The organism is Psychrobacter sp. PL19 (genome assembly GCF_017875835.1).
Lineage (GTDB): Bacteria > Pseudomonadota > Gammaproteobacteria > Pseudomonadales > Moraxellaceae > Psychrobacter.
In genome coordinates this window covers 153,922-174,518 of record NZ_JAGING010000001.1, presented here as the reverse complement: position 1 = coordinate 174,518, position 20,597 = coordinate 153,922, and the positions used below count along the sequence as shown (strand labels likewise).

Annotated in this window: 17 protein-coding genes; 14 read left to right on the top strand and 3 right to left on the bottom strand. The window is 43.8% G+C overall.

What is annotated here, in order from left to right; all coding sequences use genetic code 11:
* Window positions 1-109 precede the first annotated feature (109 nt).
* The gene (gene glyA, locus H4W00_RS00680; protein WP_209955479.1) at window positions 110-1,378 is read left to right on the top strand and encodes a serine hydroxymethyltransferase; all 1,269 of its coding nucleotides are present in this window, start codon (window positions 110-112) and stop codon (window positions 1,376-1,378) included.
* Window positions 1,379-1,498: 120 nt separating this feature from the next.
* Here the strand turns inward: glyA and H4W00_RS00675 are convergent, their stop codons facing one another.
* A complete protein-coding gene (locus H4W00_RS00675; RefSeq protein ID WP_209955477.1) occupies window positions 1,499-2,773 on the bottom strand; it encodes a sodium/glutamate symporter in 1,275 nt (424 codons plus the stop codon).
* A 326-nt stretch (window positions 2,774-3,099) separates the two neighbouring features.
* Window positions 3,100-4,401 carry a glutamate-5-semialdehyde dehydrogenase gene (locus H4W00_RS00670; RefSeq protein ID WP_209955475.1) on the bottom strand — a complete coding sequence of 434 codons (1,302 nt, stop codon included), beginning with the start codon at window positions 4,399-4,401 and terminating at the stop codon, window positions 3,100-3,102.
* A 407-nt stretch (window positions 4,402-4,808) separates the two neighbouring features.
* Here H4W00_RS00670 and H4W00_RS00665 point away from each other — a divergent pair, with 407 nt between their 5' ends.
* The 10 genes from H4W00_RS00665 to H4W00_RS00620 all read left to right on the top strand — a co-directional run bounded on the left by H4W00_RS00665 (window position 4,809) and on the right by H4W00_RS00620 (window position 16,117).
* Complete coding sequence (locus tag H4W00_RS00665; RefSeq protein WP_209955473.1) at window positions 4,809-4,946, top strand: hypothetical protein; 138 nt, start codon at window positions 4,809-4,811, stop codon at window positions 4,944-4,946.
* A 168-nt stretch (window positions 4,947-5,114) separates the two neighbouring features.
* A complete protein-coding gene (locus tag H4W00_RS00660; RefSeq protein WP_209955471.1) occupies window positions 5,115-5,906 on the top strand; it encodes an ABC transporter ATP-binding protein in 792 nt (263 codons plus the stop codon).
* A 505-nt stretch (window positions 5,907-6,411) separates the two neighbouring features.
* Complete coding sequence (locus tag H4W00_RS00655) at window positions 6,412-7,203, top strand: transporter substrate-binding domain-containing protein (protein ID WP_209955469.1); 792 nt, start codon at window positions 6,412-6,414, stop codon at window positions 7,201-7,203.
* Between the two features lie 47 nt (window positions 7,204-7,250).
* Complete coding sequence (locus H4W00_RS00650; RefSeq protein WP_209955467.1) at window positions 7,251-8,171, top strand: transporter substrate-binding domain-containing protein; 921 nt, start codon at window positions 7,251-7,253, stop codon at window positions 8,169-8,171.
* Window positions 8,172-8,325: 154 nt separating this feature from the next.
* Window positions 8,326-9,099 carry a transporter substrate-binding domain-containing protein gene (locus tag H4W00_RS00645; protein WP_327192891.1) on the top strand — a complete coding sequence of 258 codons (774 nt, stop codon included), beginning with the start codon at window positions 8,326-8,328 and terminating at the stop codon, window positions 9,097-9,099.
* Between the two features lie 422 nt (window positions 9,100-9,521).
* Window positions 9,522-10,256 carry an ABC transporter permease gene (locus H4W00_RS00640; RefSeq protein WP_209955463.1) on the top strand — a complete coding sequence of 245 codons (735 nt, stop codon included), beginning with the start codon at window positions 9,522-9,524 and terminating at the stop codon, window positions 10,254-10,256.
* 10 nt (window positions 10,257-10,266) lie between these two features.
* A complete protein-coding gene (locus H4W00_RS00635; RefSeq protein ID WP_209955461.1) occupies window positions 10,267-10,992 on the top strand; it encodes an ABC transporter permease in 726 nt (241 codons plus the stop codon).
* Window positions 10,993-11,056: 64 nt separating this feature from the next.
* Window positions 11,057-11,776 (top strand): fumarylacetoacetate hydrolase family protein, encoded by a 720-nt coding sequence (locus tag H4W00_RS00630; RefSeq protein ID WP_209955459.1) that lies wholly within the window; start codon window positions 11,057-11,059, stop codon window positions 11,774-11,776.
* Window positions 11,777-12,039: 263 nt separating this feature from the next.
* On the top strand, window positions 12,040-14,268 hold the full coding sequence (locus tag H4W00_RS00625; protein ID WP_209955456.1) for a PhoX family protein: 2,229 nt from the start codon (window positions 12,040-12,042) through the stop codon (window positions 14,266-14,268).
* 376 nt (window positions 14,269-14,644) lie between these two features.
* Entirely contained in the window at window positions 14,645-16,117 is a 1,473-nt protein-coding gene (locus H4W00_RS00620) for a PGAP1-like alpha/beta domain-containing protein (protein WP_334684828.1), read from the top strand.
* A gap of 366 nt (window positions 16,118-16,483) precedes the next feature.
* Here H4W00_RS00620 and hslO read toward each other — a convergent pair whose 3' ends face one another.
* Complete coding sequence (gene hslO / locus H4W00_RS00615) at window positions 16,484-17,440, bottom strand: Hsp33 family molecular chaperone HslO (RefSeq protein WP_209955454.1); 957 nt, start codon at window positions 17,438-17,440, stop codon at window positions 16,484-16,486.
* Window positions 17,441-18,023: 583 nt separating this feature from the next.
* Here hslO and H4W00_RS00610 point away from each other — a divergent pair.
* The 3 genes from H4W00_RS00610 to H4W00_RS00600 all read left to right on the top strand — a co-directional run bounded on the left by H4W00_RS00610 (window position 18,024) and on the right by H4W00_RS00600 (window position 20,512).
* Entirely contained in the window at window positions 18,024-18,992 is a 969-nt protein-coding gene (locus H4W00_RS00610) for a glutamate/aspartate ABC transporter substrate-binding protein (protein ID WP_209955451.1), read from the top strand.
* Window positions 18,993-19,097: 105 nt separating this feature from the next.
* Complete coding sequence (locus H4W00_RS00605) at window positions 19,098-19,844, top strand: amino acid ABC transporter permease (protein WP_209955448.1); 747 nt, start codon at window positions 19,098-19,100, stop codon at window positions 19,842-19,844.
* Window positions 19,841-20,512 carry an ABC transporter permease subunit gene (locus tag H4W00_RS00600; protein ID WP_209955446.1) on the top strand — a complete coding sequence of 224 codons (672 nt, stop codon included), beginning with the start codon at window positions 19,841-19,843 and terminating at the stop codon, window positions 20,510-20,512. Before H4W00_RS00605 ends, H4W00_RS00600 begins: the two co-directional genes overlap by 4 nt.
* The last annotated feature ends 85 nt before the right edge of the window (window positions 20,513-20,597 follow it).

The window sequence follows — 20,597 nt, the reverse complement described above, 5'->3', positions numbered from 1 at the left end:
GAGCTGATTATAGGCTGCTCTCTTTTAATATCGCTATTCCATAAATTTATTGTCATCGCTTTATGCTAATAAAGCCCTTCTAATAACAGTCACTATATAGGACATGAATATGTTTAAAGATATATCAATTAAGGAATATGATCCCGTACTTGCTGAAGCAATGGCAGCTGAAAGCGTTCGTCAAGAGAATCATATTGAGCTGATTGCCTCAGAAAACTACTGCTCACAAGCGGTGATGGAAGCACAGGGTACTGATTTAACCAATAAATATGCAGAAGGTTATCCAGGCAAGCGTTATTATGGTGGTTGTGAGCATGTAGACGTCGTTGAGCAATTGGCCATTGACCGTGCCAAAGAATTGTTTGGCGCAGAGTATGTAAACGTCCAGCCGCACTCAGGTAGCCAAGCGAACTCAGCCGTATTCCTAGCACTTCTTGAAGCCAATGACACTATTCTTGGCATGAGCCTTGATGCGGGTGGTCACTTGACTCATGGCGCACACATTAACTTCTCAGGTATCAACTATAACGCCGCACAATATGGTTTGGTTGAAGAAACGGGTCTGATTGATTATGATCAAGTTGATAGCTTAGCGCGTGAGCACAAGCCTAAGATGATTATTGCTGGTTTTTCAGCGTATTCACAAGTTGTCGATTGGCAGCGTTTCCGTGATATCGCTGACGAAATTGGCGCGTACTTACTGGTGGATATGGCGCACATAGCTGGTCTTGCTGCGACTGGCGTTTATCCCAATCCAGTACCGTTTGCAGACGTAGTGACTACCACCACGCATAAAACGCTACGTGGCCCACGCTCAGGTATGATTCTTTCTCGTGATGAAAAACTTGCGAAAAAAATAAACTCAGCGGTATTCCCTGGCAACCAAGGTGGCCCGTTGATGCATGTTATCGCTGCTAAAGCGATCTGCTTTAAAGAAGCTTTAGAAGATAACTTTAAGACTTATCAGCAGCAAGTGGTTAAAAATGCCCAAGCAATGGCTACCATCATTCAAGAACGCGGCTATGACATCATCTCTGGCGGCACTGAAAACCATCTAATGCTTATCAGCTTGGTCAAGCAAGAATTGACAGGTAAAGAAGCGGACAAATGGTTGGGTGATGCGCATATTACGGTCAATAAAAACGCTGTACCCAATGATCCAAAATCTCCGTTCGTGACTTCTGGTATCCGTATCGGTACACCAGCAGTAACGACTCGCGGCTTTGATGAACAAGACGTGTCAGAGTTGGCTAACTGGATCTGTGATGTTATCGATAGCCGTGGTGATGAGCAAGTGATTGCCGATACCCGCAAAAAGGTTGAAGCTATTTGTGCTAAAAAACCGGTTTATGCTAAAAACCAGAAAGCAGCTGTCTAATAAGCTAGAAATTAGCCTTCATAAAATTCAGTCAGACTGAAAAATAAAAACCGCTTAGCTTATGCTAGGCGGTTTTTTTGTGTCTCACTTGTTTCAATCTAATTCGATTGCATTATCGGCTTACATAAACGGCAATTTAGTGAATATTTGCAACACAGTAGCGTTGACGATATCGACAAAGAAGGCACCAACCATTGGTACAATCAAAAACGCCTTAGGCGAGGGCAGATAGCGGTCGGTTACTGCCTGCATATTAGCAATAGCGGTTGGGGTTGCACCCATCCCGAAGCCGCAATGGCCGGCTGACAACACAGCGGCATCATAATTTTTGCCCATGACTCTAAAGGTTATAAAGTAAACATATAGAATCATAACGAATGTTTGCACCAGCAAGATAATTAACACAGGGCCTGCCAGTTCAGTCAACTCCCACAGTTTCAACGACAACAATGCCATCGCCAAAAACAGACTCAAAGAAGCATTACCGATTACATCAATAGCACGGTCAAACATGTCAAAATCAAAAGCTATGGTCAAGGAGTTACGAATAATCACACCGCCTGCTAATGCCCAGACAAAGGTGGGCAATTCAAACGCAGTGCCTGCTGCAATTAGGGTCATTATGTCTGCAAAAGCTAGAGCCGCCGCAAATAAGGCTAAGGTTTCAATGGTAGAAGAAGCGGTAATCAGGCGAATGTTATCAGGTTTTTCAAACATCTCTTCTTGTCTATGATCACTATCTTCGCTATGTTTGGTACTATACAGCGACTGCTCAGCAGCGAGTTTTTCCACCTCACTCGGGTTTGGATTGTCTGGTGTGGGGGTTAGGCCAAGATTTTTGATCAATCTGCGAGCAACAGGGCCGCCAACGATCCCGCCCGCTACCAATCCGTAGGTTGCAACCGCGATACCTAATGTCGTCGCTCCAACCACACCGTACTGCTCTTCTAATACCACGCCCCACGCTCCTGCCGTGCCGTGTCCACCAGTTAGAGCAATAGAACCTGTTACTAGTCCGAGTAGAGGATCAAGTCCAAGTGCGCTGGCCATTGCCACGCCAACGACATCTTGCAAGACAATAAAGACGGATACCACGATGGTAAAAATCAATAACGGCGTACCACCTGCTTTAAGCCTACCAAAATCAGCACTTAATCCAATAGATGCAAAAAACATCAACATGGTAGCCGTTTGTAATCCTTGGTGAAAGTTAAAGCTATAGCCCCAAATGAAGTTAAGGGCATAGACAACAACTGCAGCAACTAAACCACCCGCAACTGGCTCTGGAATATTAAAGTCCTCTAAGAACTTAATTCTCTTAACCATAAAACGTCCAAGTAACAGCACTAATGTTGCAAGTATCAGTGTGTAATAGCCATTTAGCGTAACTTCCATAGGTTGATCCTTCTTATAAATATAAATTAACCTAAATTTAGGATAGAATCAGTCTTATCCCAAATTCATATTGTTGTAATAAGTAGCTAAAATGAATTGTTTTGGCGTACATTCAATTTAGTGCGGCTATTGTAATGATTAGCGGTTAAAAAATATACAATTTCTAGAATTTCTACTGGTGATTATATGTTTTTCTTTCCTATTTAAAAGTGGCAGTTTGCGCATAAAAAAACGCCAGCACGGATGCTGACGTTGTAGTATTACTTGTTTTAGACTGAGTCTATATTATCTATGACTGTCTTGGCTGATGTGTACATCATCCACTATTAAGCACGGGTTTCGCCATGACCATAGACAATCCATTTTTGTGAAGTCAGACCTTCAAGTCCCACTGGACCACGGGCGTGAATTTTGTCTGTTGAAATACCAATCTCAGCGCCGAGTCCATATTCAAAACCATCAGCAAAGCGACTTGAGGCGTTAATCATGACGCTCGCTGAGTCCACTTCACGGATGAAGCGTTGCGACTTGCTGTAGTTATCGGTAATAATCACGTCAGTATGTTGGCTACCATGGGTATTGATATGTTCGATTGCTTCATCTAGGCCGCTAACGATTTTAACAGCCAGTATTGGTGCTAAATATTCGGTATCCCAGTCTTCTTCAGTTGCGGCTGATAGATGACCTTTAAGCTTGGCATTGTCATTCAGAATCGCTTGCGATTTGTCATCGAGACGCAGTTGCATGGCATCATCCGCTTTTATTATGGCTTCAGCAATTTGTGGCAATAATTCATTGGCAATTGCTTCATCAACTAATAAGGTCTCCATAGTATTACAGGTGCCATAACGATGGGTCTTGGCATTGACACTGACTTCGATAGCAATTTTTGGTTCGGCATCGCGATCGATGAAGGTATGACAGTTACCATCTAGATGCTTAATGACGGGCACTTTTGCATCACGGCTAATGCGTGCAATCAAGCCTTTACCGCCACGTGGCACAATCACATCAACGTATGCTGTCATAGTAATCAATTCGCCAACCGCAGCGCGATCAGTGGTTTGTAGTACTTGAACGCTATGCTCAGGTAATCCGGCGTTTTTTAGACCGCGGTGGATACATTTAGCAATTGCCTGGTTAGACTCAAACGCTTCAGAACCACCGCGCAAAATAATGGCATTGCCAGATTTGAGCGCTAGTGATGCGGCTTCTAAGGTCACGTTGGGACGCGACTCATAAATCATACCAACCACGCCGAGAGGCACACGCATTTTACCTAAATGAATTCCTGACGGCTGAAAAGTCATATCAGTGACTTCGCCGATAGGATCCGGTAGCGTTGAGACGTCTTTAAGACCTTGGAGCATGCCATCAAAGCGCTCATCATTAAGCTCTAAGCGATCAAGTAATGCGGCATCAAGATTATTCTTTTGGCCGTTATCCATATCAGTCTTATTAGCCGATAAAATATCCTGCTTGGCACTGACTAATTCATCATGAATGGTCATGAGTGCTGAGTTTTTAGCACTGGTATTGGCAGCAGCGAGGGCACGAGAGGCCGCACGTGCTTGCTGACCAACGGTTTGCATATAAGCGGTAATGTCGGTGGTATCTGATTGGCTCATAAATTATTTTCCTTATGGGGATAAATGGGGATAAATGGGGATAAATGGGCGATAAAGAGCACTCTAAATTTTTTATAAATTTCAGAGTGTCATAAAGAGTGTCATAAAAAGGCGGCAAATAATTTGCTAAATGCAGCAAAAGCGCCCAAACAGGCGAAAAATGTGCCAAATATCAGTAATGATTGATAAAAACGGAAGGATTAACACCTTTAATGGCGTTATGCTATTTAACATAGAGGAGATTAGGGTAAGAGTAAAGACGAATTTGTGAACAGCACCCCTTTACAATCGGGTTTTTAGCACTTTTGTGGCGGCCATTCGTATCTTCTATTCGTATCTTCTATAAGGCGCATTCTAAGATATAACTTTTATAGTGGGACTAATTTTAAGAGAAAGAAGCTACCGGCGTGGTGACTGCTAATGCCCCTACTGACTCGATATCAAATGATGACGTGGCTGTGGCTACTGCTGAAGATGGCGTCGTTATTGATGATTCTGAAATATTGGACGGTACTGAAACCGAAGAATATATTTCAACTTACTAAGTTAGCAGATAAAACCACGCTTAGTACGCTAAGATGATAAAATAAAGCCCAGAGCTGTAAGCGCAATCTGAGCCTTATTCGATGCCAGCACAAAACAGCAGGACAGACAGAGAATTTGCCTTTTTGTCTCTATATTTTTACTCATATTCATTGGAAGTCTGTTAAACCATGCTTGATATTGCAAAAAATTCGACCCGACCTATCGCCTTAGATCTTCAAGACGTTCATAAAAGCTTCGGCTCATTGGCAGTGCTAAAAGGCGTGTCCCTCACTGCCTATGATGGTGATGTGATCTCTATCTTAGGCTCTTCTGGCTCTGGCAAATCCACTTTATTACGTTGTATTAATCTGCTTGAAAAGCCAACCCAAGGCAGTATCAGTATCGGTAATGAACAGCTGATACTAAAGCCTAATAAGTCCGGTGAGATGCAAGCGGCAGATATCAAGCAGCTAGAGAGCTTGCGCGCGCGCGTGGGCTTCGTGTTCCAAAACTTTAACTTATGGCCGCATAAGACAATTTTACAAAACATCATTGAAGGGCCGACTCAAGTTTTAAAAATCAAAAAAGATCAGGCCATTAGTGATGCTGAAAAATTGCTTGATAAGGTCGGTCTGCTCGATAAGAGAGACGCCTATCCTGCGAACCTATCTGGTGGTCAGCGCCAGCGCGTAGCGATTGCACGGGCGCTTGCAATGCAACCCCAAGTATTATTATTCGATGAACCTACCTCCGCCCTTGACCCTGAACTGGTCAATGAAGTGCTTGCCGTGATGCGTGAATTGGCAGAAGAGGGGCGTACCATGCTGATTGTCACCCACGAGATGCGTTTTGCTCGGGAAGTGTCCAGCCAGGTGGTATTTTTACATCAGGGTGTTATTGAAGAGATGGGCACACCTGAACAAGTCTTTGATAACCCTACTTCTGAGCGTGTTAAAGACTTTATGGCGGCGCATCGCTAGACTGGTATTATAAAGAGCTATAGAAAACTATTGCTGTGAAATGCTGGTCTGTTATAAAGTCACCTTTGTGGAGTGCCTGCTACAAATTGCTTACCATCAAACGCCTGCTATAAATTGAGAGTACTAAAGCAGTCATGATGAGATGACTGATTTCACGTGCTAACTGGCCATCATCAGCGATTAAACAGTCATTATCAGCAATTAAGTCAAAGTAAATATTTAATGGACTGTTAAGAGGTTAAGGCAATCTTAACCTGACTTTGTATCTTGTTCAAACCCGTTTCTAACAATCCCATTAAACTGCTAAGGTAACCTTTTATTACTGGATAATGACAGTCAATATGTAAAACGTTTGTTTTTGATATTTGAGTCAGGTATTATCGGTAAGATTATAAGCTGTTAATAACAGCCCCTATTTCATTTTTTATTGACTGATTTTATCGTCTGGCAAGGAATTCAGAGGGTAAGGTATCAGCAACACCCATCAGAAAATAAGGAACGCACAATGTCGAACTCCCGTCTATTGTGGTCATCGATGACCATTACCGCAGCCCTAGCGCTAGGTGCCTGTAGCCAACCCGCTAACGAAGCCACCGATGCTGATGCTTCTGCTGCAGACGTGGCCGGCAAAACTATTCGTATCGCTACCGAAGGGGCTTATCCTCCCTTTAACTATACCAATGCCGATGGCAGTATAGCGGGCTACGATATCGATGTTGCTAATGCCTTATGTGAGCAGATGAAAGCCAAATGTGAGATTGTCGCTCAAGATTGGGACGGCATTATTCCAGGTTTGCTGGCACAAAAATACGACGCAGTCGTTGCTGGCATGTCCATCACACCTGAACGTCAAGAAAAGGTCGATTTTACCGAGCCTTATTTTGCTAATACCATGGTGTGGTTGACTGATACCAAGGGTAGCTTTGATCCTATGGCGATCAAAGACCTAACGCTTGGTGGTCAACGTTCAACGACTCCTGGTGCGTACTTACAAGATAATTATGAAGGTAAAGACGGCAATACTGTGCAGTTATATGATAATTATGACAATGCTTATTTAGATCTAAAATCTGGTCGTAGTAACGCAGTATTGGCCGAGAAAGTCTCTGCTAAATCATGGTTAGCTGACAATCCTGACGGTTTTGGTATCGTGGGTGATGAAATTGATAATGATGACAATATTGCTATTGCTGTTCGTAAAGGTGATCCCCTCAGAGACGATTTTAATAAAGCCCTTAGCGAAATCCGTAGTAACGGTGAGCTGGCGCGTCTTGAGCAGGCAAACTTTAACAAGTAAATTGCGAGTCAATACCCTGCTGGTAAATATACTAAGGAATAGCAAATATGACCATTTCAATGACCTCATCAATGAAAACCAAAGCATTATGGCTAGCACCGCTTAGTGCGGCAATAATAATGCTCGCAGGCTGTAATAACAGCTCAACTCCAGAAGACAGCGCAGCAGCCGATACCGCAACTGACGCCGCGCCAATGAAAATAAAAATCGCTACTGAATCCAGCTATAAGCCTTTTAGCTATACTGATGCTGATGGCAAGCTTATCGGCTATGAAATTGAGTTAGTCGACGCCCTATGCGCGCAAATGAAGGCAGATTGTGAGCTTATCTCGCAAGATTGGGACGGTCTTATCCCAGGTCTAAATGCGCAAAAGTTTGATGCCATTATCGCTGGTATGTCGATTACCCCGGAACGCAAAGAAGTAGTAGAGTTCACCGATCCCTATTTTCATACTGGCATCATCTTGATTGGCAAAAAAGGTGATGACATCAGTGTTGACGGTCTAAAAGATCAACCAGTGGCGTCACAGCGCTCAACCGTCGCATCGCAATACTTGCAAGATGAGCATGCAGAGGCCGATATCAAGCTTTATGATACCCAAGATAATGCCTATCTAGATCTCACGTCAGGTCGTGTTCGTGCGATGATGTCGGACAAAGTGACGGGTATTGATTGGTTGAAAACAGAAGCGGGTAAGGACTATGAAGTCAAAGGTCAAGAGATCAGTACTGACGAAGATGCGATGGGTATTGCTTTCCGTAAAGCCGATCCTTTAGTTGCTAAATTTAATAAAGCGTTGGCTGAGCTAAAAGACAACGGCACGTATGACCAAATCACTGGCAGCTACTTTGGCACCAGTTCAACGGCTGCTGCACAAAAAGCAGTCGCAACCGTTGGCGTGAAAGAAGTCATGGTCGTTGATGATGCTAATGTTGAAGAACAACCAGCCAAAGCAGCTGGTTACTAAGCACTCGCTAGCCAATAGCCGTCAGTAAAACTTTTATTAAGGAAGAACGTCAAGGATGACCATGAGCAAAAACTTTGCCCCAACTATAGCCCACACTAACTTCATAACAGCCCGTCGTGGATCGACTTCATTGCTGGCGACTGCTGCTATCTTAATGTTAGCAGGTTGTAGTGGGGGTCAAGATAGCGCTGATGATAATGCTGCTGCTAGTACAGACGCCACAGCTGTAACCACAGAAGAAGTGTTACGTATCGGCACAGAAGGGGCTTATGCGCCTTTTAACTTTACCAATGCTGATGGTACGCTTGGTGGCTTCGATGTCGATATGGCCAACGCTATATGTGCTGACATGCAAGTCACTTGTGAGATTACTGCTCAAGATTGGGACGGTATCATCCCTGGTCTCAAAGCCGGCAAATATGACGCGATTGTAGCGGCTATGTCAGTGACACCTGAACGGGCGCAGCAAGTTAGCTTTACCGATCCGTACTTTAGTAATAGCCTAGTATTTTTGGCCAAAAAAGACAGCAGTTTCGATCCTAGTGATAGCAGCGATATCAATGCGCAATCCATTGCCGCTCAGCGTTCTACGGTTTCTTCACAGTGGTTGGAAGGTGCGTATCCAAAAGCAGATATGAAGCTATACGATACGCTTAGCAATGCCTTTTTGGACTTAGAGTCAGGCCGTGTTGATGCTATGATATCTGATAAACTACCAGCCATAGAATGGCTTAGCTCGCCCACAGGCAGTAATTATGCTTTGAAAGGGGATGAGATTGATATCAATGATAATTTTGCGATAGCAGTACGTCCTGGTGATGAGCTACAAGCAAAGATCAATAAATCGTTAGCGAATATAAAAGCCAATGGCACTTATGATGAAATCAATCAAAAGTACTTTGCCGTTCCGGTCTCCGCAACGCAGTAATTGCTGCCACGACAACTCATGAAGCCCCTGCCACAGACACGGTTTTGCAGTAGCAGCGACTATTAAATAGACCGATGATCAGACCAAAGGATATCGCTATCTAAGCGATATCCTTTTTTTGTTACAAAACTGACCATCCAATCCTGCCGAATCTAAGTGGTTTTTGTGGTTTTTAATAGCATAAGGGTCTCTTTAAGCTGAGCTTTTGCGTGCAAGCGTTAACATAGTTGAGCATGATTATGATAAAATCAGCGCTCATTTTTGTCGAATCAGTTACCGCGTGAATTACCGGCAGTATACACGTGGCTCTAACACCCAGGGGTAATATGCAGCGCTATATAGACGGTGCTAAATTATTAATACTGATTCTGCTATTTGATATTTCGCTAACTTGCTAATATAAAGAGATCGAGTGGACCATTGTGTTTGATTTACAAGGATTTGGCGCGCTATTACTGAGCGGCGCTACCGTTACCATCCAACTTGCCGTGACCAGCTTAATTATAGGTATGGCTTTGGGGTTACTGGGTGCCACTGCCAAGCTGTCTAATGTTTGGTTGCTACGTAAGATTGCGACTGTATACACGGCGACCATGCGTGGTATTCCTGAATTGCTATTAGTGCTGTTTATCTATTACGGTGGCTCTATCTTGCTGATGAGCATCCTCAAAAAGTTCGGCTATAATAATTACGTCGAGATCAGTGCCTTTTGGGGTGGGGTAATGGCATTATCGATTGCTTTCGGTGCTTATGCGACTGAAATACTTCGAATGTCGATCCAAGAGATTCCGGTTGGTCAAAGTGAAGCGGCACAAGCCATTGGGATGCGTCCTTTGCAGACTTTTTATCGCATTACTTTGCCGCAAGTTTGGACAATTGCTTTGCCGGGTTTGGGTAACTTGTTTTTAGTGCTGCTTAAAGACACCGCCCTAGTATCAGTAATCGGTCTCAAAGATATTATGTACCAGTCATCGCGCGCCGCGCAGTCAACTCAGCAGCCGTTTACCTTTTATATGGCAGCGGCTGTTATTTACTTAGGCCTGACGATGATCATTACTGGCTTTATGATGTGGCTTGAATGGCGCGCCAATCCAGCAGCGCGCTATGCCAAAAAGCTGAGCCGTCAATCAACCAACCGTCAATCGACCATAGGGTAGGGAGAGTCTCATGGATTGGAATTGGCAGGTTATTTTTGATCATATCCCAGACTTACTAGGCGGTGCAGTATTGACCGTACAGCTGGTAGTCATCTCCGGCATTATTGGGCTATTTTTTGGCTTGATTTTAGCGCAATTGCGTTTGTCTAAAAGCTGGCTAGTACAGATCTTACCGTTTCTTTATATCTTCTTTTTCCGAGGCACGCCGCTGCTAGTACAGATATTTTTGATTTATTACGGACTTGGGCAGTTTGAAGCCGTTCGTAACTCATTCTTATGGGAACCGGTGCTCAGTCAGGCTTATTGGTGTGCAATCATTGCCTTTACTCTGAATACTAGCGCTTACTTAGCGGAGATTATCCGCGGCGCCATTCAAACCATCCCAGTTGGTGAGCTCGAAGCTGCCGACGCTATTGGTATGTCAAAATGGCAGAAGCTCACACGGATTACTTTACCTCGCGCCTTTGGTATTGTGATTCCTGCTTATAGTAATGAAGTGATCTTTATGCTCAAAGGTAGTGCTCTAGCCTCGACTATCGCTCTGATGGACATCACTGGTGTGGCGCGTACTATCAGTGCGCGTACTTATACCTTGATGGAGCTGTTCTTCGCGGCCGGTATCGTTTATTTGCTATTGTCATGGGTCATTTTATTCAGCTTTAGAATGTTTGAAAAAAGAATGAATCGCTATATGACTTACGTGCCACCAGATGTGACCACCCATACTATTACCTAGGGCATGTTATCAAGTCTTGCTGTCTTTATTACTAATACCCATAAATTTATTATGAGAGCTTAGCATGAGCCAATCGTTACCTAGTCCTGTAGTAAACGCCGCCGAAGAGAATGAGGTCAAAGCTACTGCTAGTTATGACAAGCGTGCAGTTATTGGTAAAGTGGTCTGTGTTGGTCGTAATTATGCTGCGCACGCTCATGAATTGGGTAATGAGGTACCAACCTCACCAATATTATTTATGAAACCAGCCTCATCTGTGGTTTTTGTTGGTAAGGACTCAGTTGCTAATAGTATTGTCCGTCCAGATTCAACAATACACGGTGATACTCACTATGAAGTGGAGTTGTGCATTCAGTTATCAGCTGATTTGAATAATGCCAATATTGAGCAGGCACAGCAAGCGATTGGTGGGGTGACTCTAGGGTTGGATTTAACCTTGCGCGACTTACAAAGTCAGCTGAAAGAAAAAGGCCAACCTTGGGAGCGTGCGAAGTGTTTTGACGGCGCTTGTGTATTGGCTGAATGGATCGACCCGCAAGCGTTTGGCGACTTTCGCAAAGTTAGCTTTCAGTTAACTATTAATGATCAGCTTAAACAAGATGGCGATAGTGCGTTAATGCTATTTCCAGTGTATGAGTTACTCGCTGAGATTAGCCGTGCCTTTAGTCTACAAGCGGGCGATGTCATCATGACTGGCACGCCAAGTGGTGTTGGCATATTACAGGCTGGTGATCGGTTAAGGCTTAAACTTGGTGAGCACGAGTGGCAGGCGCGCGTACAATAAAATTCCTGAGTTAAGACTCATTTTTATAAGTTAAAAATCTCAAGCCTGGCTTGGGATTTTTTGGTTTAACGAGTCCTGGTCAAAACTGAGCCATCATTAAAATAAAGCATCATTAAAAACTATCCTCAAACGGTCAGCTGTTTTTCAACGAACTGTCATAAATGCTAAGTACACTCAGGTATGTTTACGCTTTGGTGGCTTGATAAGTCCAGTCATCAAAATGCCATTTATGATAATCTAGCCTAACAGCAAGGTGACCGATAATGACCGTACTTAATGAGACACAAAACCTCGCCCACGAAGTCGTTGAAGACTCCAACCCTACTAACAATACTGATTTTCAGACCATTATTAAGCGCCGACTGAATCGTCGTAATATCTTAAAGGGTGGTACAGGCCTGACGGCTGCAGCGTTCTTTGGAACTTTGCCATTAGTTGGCTGTAGGGTCGGTGGTAGCAGTAATAATCTAAATCCTATCACCACTACTGATAATAATGTTGCTATCCCTGCGATAGGTGATTTAAAACGCCCTGAGACTTTAAGGTTCACTGCTGTTCCACACTCGACTGCCGAGACCATGAGCGTGGCTGAGGGTTATAAAGCTGAGATAATATTACCCCTAGGGACACCGTTGATTTCTGGCATTGAGAATTGGAAAGACAACCGTGAGCAGTCAGCTGAGTCATTTGATTGGCGTATGGGTGACAATCATGACGGCATGTGGTTCTTTGGCAAAAAAGACAGTGCATATGATGCAAAAGCCTCAGACAACGGCTTGTTAGTGATGAATCATGAGTACGTCAATAGTGCCGAGCTGAGTCCTTTTGGTTATTTCGTGACTCCAGATAAGGATGCTGAGACTATATACCAAAGTCGACGGCTGGCAAGTGATGTACGCCGTGAAGTCAATTGTCATGGGGTTTCTGTGGTTGAGATGACCCGTCGTTCAGATGGCGTGGGTTATGAAATGGTACTCAACTCAAAATACAATCGCCGCCTTACCAGTAGTACGCTGGCGACCTTTACCGGACCAGTTGCAGGCTCAGACCTAGTCAAAACTAAATTTGACCCAACCGGTTATCAGACCCGCGGTATCAATAATAACTGCGGCGCTGGCTTATCACCTTGGGGCACGTATCTAACCACGGAGGAGAATTTTTTAGGGGTCTTTGCCCGTGGGCAGGATGCCAGCCAATTAAGTGCCACGCAAAACGCTGGCCGTGCGCGTTACGGGGCTACAGAAGACTTTTCTGGTTGGGGCTATTTATGGCACACCCCCGATGCTAAGGAGGCCAAAGTCGCCGATGAGTTCTCGCGTTGGGACATGACAGTGGTCGGTGCAACAGCGGCTGATGACTACCGTAATGGTTTTAATACCTTTGGGTTTATGACTGAAATAGACCCTTTTGACCAAAATTCTGTACCGCAAAAGCGTACGGCACTGGGACGTTTTGCGCATGAGAACTGCGCTTATGCGCCGGTTGAGTCAGGAAAGCCGGTAGTCTTTTATATGGGTGATGACGCACGCGGCGAATATATCTACAAGTTTGTCTCTAATGCTTTATGGTCAAACAGTGATATTGGTGGTGGTTTAAAAGCAGGTAGCAAATATATGGACGAGGGTACGTTACATGTCGCTATCTTTAATGATGATGGCAGCGGTAAGTGGCAGCCGTTGATACATGGGCAAAATGGACTGGATGCTGCTAACAGCGCGCTGCCGTTCAATGGACAAGATGAGGTTTTAGTTTTTGCCCGTGCTGCTGCTGACGCATTGGGTGCGACCAAAATGGATCGCCCAGAATGGGTGTCGGTCAGCCCCATAACTGGTGAGGTTTATGTCACCTTAACCAATAATAAGCTGCGGGGCGAACGTGAGGACCAACCAGTCTCGGCCACTAATCCACGCAGTTACCAAGCGCGCGGAAAAGATCGCGGTAATGACAATGGCCACATTATCCGCTGGGCAGAGACCGGTGGTGACCATGCGGCAATGAGCTTTGAATGGGATATTTATTTGTTTGCCTCACCTAGTGATTTGGCCGCAGAAAATTTATCAAAATTAAATGATAACAATGATTTTTCTTCACCAGATGGTTTATATTTTGATCCGCGTGGGGTACTGTGGATTCAGACTGATGATGGTGCATATACCGATACCAGCAGCTGTATGTTACTAGCGGCACTACCAGGCAATGTGAGTGACGGCGCGCCTACAGTAACCTCGGCAGGGCGGCAGACTCGAGTCGGTACGTTCGCAAATAATGATAATATCAAACGTTTCTTTGTCGGCCCTGAAGGTTGTGAAGTGACTGGTATTACCATGACCCCAGACTTCAAAACGCTATTTATTAATATTCAGCATCCTGGTAATACCTGGGGTGCAGCCGATGGTGGCAGTACACCGCGCTCAGCCACAGTCATGATTACCAAAGAAGATGGTGATGTGATATTAGCGGAGTCATTTGGTCCATCGGCGTCTACGACCTAAAAATAGCAGATTTAAATAAAAATTCTACATAAAGTCCCAAGCTATGATTTGGGATTTTTTATTAAATACGGCTTCACTTTAAATAGCACTAGGAAGTAGCATTAAGTAGCACTACTAAGTAGCACTGTAGTATTAACCAGTGATTTAGAAAACGAACGCGGCATTATAATGGTAATAAGAAACGTCAACGCAGTCATCGCTATTATTGGCCTTTGATCTATATTAATATCAAGATGATAGCAGGTGGTGCATTGACTACCCTATAGTACAAATATCCCTTACAACAAGCATACCTGCAACACAAATAATCTACTTTTGTTTATAAAATTATAGGATAGAATACCACTCTATCCTTACTACTGAATATGCCAGAACTATGCCCAGTCCCAATTCGTTACATGACGATTATACTATCCATAATCAGGGTACTAGTGAAGCCAGTACTCAGCCTGAACTTGATACTCAAGCTAGCTCTGAATTCAGTTCTGAAGCCAGCTCTGATGAAGCCAGCTCTGATGCTAGCACGTCACTTCAGGGTGACGTGTATGAGCAGCTGGCTCAGCTGGAATACATTTATGTGGATAAAACAGCCAGTTTTATAACAGAGGAGAGTAGCGCTGCAACCTTAGGCGAGCCCCTTTCTTTAGGCGATATATTTGAAGGGTTGGCTCAGTTGGCAACCATGGGGATAGTAGAAGTCACTGATATAGTAGAAGCCGTCCATCGTGAGATTATTTTACGACCATTAGGGCGCTTGGATGATCGCAATCTCACCAAGTGGCAACGCGGTCTTACTGGACGAATATATAGTACGGTACGTTATGTAATGTCAGTGGTAGGTACTAATTTAACATCAGGGCTTTGGCTGTATAACAACATACGGAATCAAAAAAACGTCCCCCCTCTACCTAGGAAATTGAGGCGGTTGGTCAATATTCTCAATGGCGTTATGGGTGATCATCTTGTTAATCATCATAATCCACTCGCTGTGCCGATGGCTCTATACGATCGCTCTTTACATAAAAAATATAGCCATCTACAGCAAGGTGAAATATCAGGTCGTATTATCATTTTATGTCATGGGCTTTGTATGAGCCATTTAACCTGGAATGTATTCAAGAATAATAATCTAGGTGAACGCATTAGTCGTAGCCAGCCGAAATCTACCATTTTATATCTTAATTACAATACTGGACGACATATTTCAAGCAACGGGCGTAACCTCTCTCAAGTACTACAAGATTTAGTCAATAATAATCCAGGCATCACTCAAATTGATTTAATTGGCCATAGTATGGGTGGCTTAGTCGCTCGTAGCGCCCTATTTTATGGTAAAGAGCAAGGCTTTAATTGGGTAAAACAAGTACACAATCTCGTTACTCTAGGGTCTCCGCATCAAGGCGCAAGCTTAGAACGTATAGGCAGTTATGTGCAAGATAGGATTGCTAAGCTTCCTTTTGCTGGGTCATTAGCCAAGTTAGGTGATTTGCGTAGTGCAGGCATCATTGACCTACGTTATGGCAGTATTCGTGATGCCGACTGGAAGTCTTTAGAAGGTCGCAGCGTTTTGCCACAAGAATTTCGCCATCCTACTCAGCTGCCTTTGCATGTCAATACCTACCTCATTGCGGCCACCTTAGTTGATTCTAGTTACGATTCTAAAATGACAGGATTGCTAGGTGATGGTCTGGTTACGATAGAATCTGCCTTAGGTGAACATACTGGCGAGCATGCTTTGACCGTACCGGAAGAACGTAAGGCCATTTTTTATGGGCTCAGCCACTACAACTTACTCTATAGCAAAAGGGTACATAAGCAGGTCATCGAATGGCTATTAGATAATGAGTAAAGTGATGCTAACCAAGGCGACGGCTCAAAAACTAAGTCTGGGTCTGGAAAGTAGCCCTCATATATATTCTTATCCAAATGACTTAAATATGATGTTATGAAGAGCATCAGTCCTAGTATTGCTGCATGTATAGTCAATGAAAAGTAATATCGATACATAAGCTACTGCTGGCATAAGTTTTTCTTGCTTGCTGTGCCTACGCAGACAGAGGCGGCAAAAATCTTATACCAGCAGTACCGTCGCGTTTTTAAGGTGTGTTAACTATATCAGTAAAGTAGCGTTAATTACCGGCATAAAAAAACCCTCAAGTATTATACTTGAGGGTTTTAGATAACAAGCAGGCTGAGTTAAACTAATAAGTAAACATTACTCAGCAAATATTGCCGCAACATCCTCTTTATTAAAACGATAAATCTCACCGCAAAATCCGCAATCCATCTCAAAAGCGCCGTCTTGTTCTTCGCAAATCTCTAAAGCTTCGGCTTCACCAATCTGCTCAATCGCCATTTCACACTTCTGTTTTGAGCAGGTACAACCAAATGCTAGCGCCACCGGTTCAGGTAATACCACCTGTTCTTCATTGTACAGACGATATAACAGTTCATTGGTCGGTAGCGACGTTAGCTCTTCCGGCTTAATCGTGCGTGTCAGTACAGATAAGCGTGGCCACAAATCGGTATCGACCTGTTCTTGTTCTTCGTCGTCACGGCGCGGTAACAACTGTACCAGTATGCCACCCGCTTGTAGACCGTCTGATGCTAGGTTAATCAGCGTTGGAATTTGTGCCGATTGTTTTTGGTAATGGGCCAAGCAGTCGGCTAGATTGTCATGACTGCGCTCGACAATCCCCTGATAGGGCTCGCCACCCTCAGGTTGAATATTAATAAATAATACCCCTTGGCCTACAGCACCAAGCTCAGCAAATGCGTCATTGGCGTGGGTCATGCTTTCCCACGCCTGTACTTGCTCATCGCTATCCGCTTTCCAGCTGGCTAGCGCACGGATGATACCGTCTTGGTCACATTCAGCCATAGCCCAATTAAGCAGACTGTCACTATCTGATGACTGTAATTGAATAGACAGATGACCATCAATTTTAACCGTACCAATAAGCAAGCTTGCCGCGGTCAGCATCTCACCTAATAAGCGTTTAATAGCTTCGGGATAGGGCTTTTGAGCGATCGTAGTGGCATAACTGCGCGATAGGCGAACCACATCGCCACGCACGGGAGAGTCTTCGATAAAAAAGCGCTGACGTAGGTCATTATCGATAGAGATGCTGTCAGTATTTGGCGTTTGGTCGTTTTGATTTGCTTGAGTCATAAGTCAATTGTCTTGTTAAGAAGTTGGTAGCTTTATGGGGGTTACTCGCAAGTTATCAATAATAAGATTGGGAGGAATACGTCATAAACCAATAGATCAACTATAGTCAATGAAACGTAATATCGATAAATAACCTACTGCTGGCATAAGTTGTTCTTGCTTGCTGTGCCTACGCAGGCAGAGGCGGCAAAAAGCTTATACCAGCAGTATCCTAGCGTTTTTAGTATCCTAGCGTTTTTAAGGTATTTTAACTATATTGGTTGAATGCTTAAACGCTATCATAATAAGTTTTATTTCCACTGCATGAATCCTATCGTCTATCACGACCAGCTCGGTTTATTATTGAGATAAAAAGTCTTTACTCAGTAACAAAAGCAAGAAATTCAAAGCAGAGCGATAACAATTAAATATTTATTCTTAAGGAAAAAGTTACTAACGGTAGCGAAAGTGTTGTACAGTAACATTAAGTTGCATTATGATAACTCACAATAACAGCACGGACGCATAGCGTTAACTTAATTGACACTAGTAGCACGCAAGCTCGCTCCCAATTTTATGATGATGTGATAAAAGGATGTATCTAATGACTTATTCTATCTCCAAACCGTTAACCTTAGTAGCCTGCATAGCATTAGGTTTAGCTGGCTGTAACAACAGCAACCAAACAGCCACTGATGATGCGGCGACCGCCGATGGTGCAGCCACTACTAACGGCACGCTACAAAAAATCAAAGAGTCAGGAACTATCGTGGTCGGTCATCGTGACTCTTCGATTCCTTTCTCTTATATTTCAGATGATCCCAACCAGCCTATCGGCTATGCTCATGATTTAGAAATGAAAGTAGTTGAAGCGGTTAAGCAAAAGCTAAATATGCCAGACCTCAATATTCGCTATAACCTCGTCACCTCACAAACTCGTATCCCATTAGTACAAAACGGTACCATTGACTTTGAGTGTGGCTCAACGACCAACAACGAAGAGCGCCAAAAACAAGTCGCCTTCTCAAACGGTTTCTTTGAAATTGGTACGCGATTATTAACCAAAACTGACTCCGGTATTAAAGATTTTGAAGACCTAAAAGGTAAAACGTTAGTAACCACAGCGGGCACCACTTCAGAGCGTTATATCCGTCAATATAACGACGAAAAGAAGATGGGTATCAGTATCATTTCGGCAAAAGATCATGGTGAAGGCTTCTTGATGTTAGAGAATGGCCGCGCTGATGCCTTTATGATGGATGATGTCTTACTTGCAGGCGAAAAAGCCAAAGCGAAAAATCCTGATGAATGGGTCATCGTTGGTACGCCACAATCATTTGAGATCTATGGCTGTATGATGCGTAAAGACGACCCTGAATTTAAAGCCGTGGTTGATGAAGCGTTGGCCAATGTCTTTAGCTCAGGCGAGATCAATGCTATTTATGACAAGTGGTTCCTAAATCCGATTCCACCTAAAAACGTCAACCTAAACTTTGAGATGTCAGATAACTTAAAAGCACTGATCGCTAATCCACATGATAGTGCCCAGCCTAAAGTTGCTACGGCACAGTAATGACCTTTTGTCCCTCAATATAGCTCACTTGTGCGCCTAAGCCAGTGTTTAACACTGGCTTAGCGCATGAGATGAGCCTATTTATCGCTGCTCGGAGAGACAACAATGAACTATAGCTGGAACTGGGGTGTGCTATTTGAGCATACCGGTATCGGCAATGAGCTGTATATTCACTGGATGATTACAGGTCTTGGCTGGCTGCTATTGATTGGTGGTATCGCGTGGGTCATTGCTATGGTTATTGGTACCATCTTTGGTATCATGCGCACTTTACCGAACAAAGCGGCCCGTGGCATTGGCACCGCTTATGTCACGTTCTTTCGTAATATTCCTCTGCTGGTTCAGCTATTCTTTTGGTTTTATATTGCTCCTGGTTGGTTGACGCCTGCGGTACAAGACTGGTGGTATAAGGAGTTATCTCCGAATACCTCAGCTATGCTCTCAGCCAGTATCGGCCTTGGGCTATTTACAGCTGCGCGCATTGTTGAGCAAGTGCGTACTGGTATTGAGTCGCTACCTGAAGGACAAATCAATGCCGCTTATGCATTAGGCTTGAGCATTCCTCAAGCTTATAAAGAAGTGTTGCTACCACAAGCCTTTCGGGTAATTTTGCCACCGCTTAGCTCGGAGCTGACCAACTGTTTTAAAAACGCGTCGGTAGCGTCCTTGGTGGGGGTAATGGAGCTGATTAGCCAAACCAAAACCATCAGTGAATATACCCAAAATAGCCTGGAGATTTACACTTACGCGACCATCATTTATTTGGTGTTCAACCTATCACTGATTGCCATTATGGGACTGATTGAGCGCAAACTTCGCGTGCCAGGGCTTATCGCAGGGGGTCAGAAATGAATATGATGACCGAACTTACTACCGCTTATCCCGCCTTAATAGACGGTATGCTGACTACTTTAAAGGTCCTGTTTTTAGCGATTGTTGGTGGTATCAGTTTAGGAACGGTATTGGCCTTAATGCGCCTATCTGGCATTAAAGCGTTAGAAATTCCTGCCAAGTTATACGTCAATTACTTTCGTTCAGTACCGCTGTTACTAGTACTGCTGTGGTTTTATTTTGCGGTACCGATGATTTATTTTTGGATAGCGGGCAAATACCTACAACTAGATACTGCCTTTGCTTCTTGTGTACTCGCCTTTATGATGTTTGAGGCGGCCTATTTCTCTGAAGTAGTGCGCGCGGGCATTCAGTCTATTGGTAGTGGACAGGTCAATGCTGCTAGAGCATTAGGTATGAATTACGGGCAATCGATGCGCTTAGTGATTTTGCCGCAAGCCTTTCGTAAGATGCTGCCATTGATTTTGCAGCAATGTATTATTTTATTCCAAGACACCACTTTAGTATTTGCTATTGGCTTGACAGATTTTTTCCGTGCCGCCTATGTGCGCGGTGAGCTAATGGGCTTACTAACACCCTATATATTAGGAGCGGGTGCCGTATATTTTATCATTAGCCTCAGTGCCTCTATAGGGGTACAGCAAGTTCAAAAACGCCTAAGGTTCTAGTGACGACTGTCAGTAGACAGCCTTAAAAATAAGCTTTTGTAGAATACGATTAATTTTTATATAATTATTTAAACATACTACTACC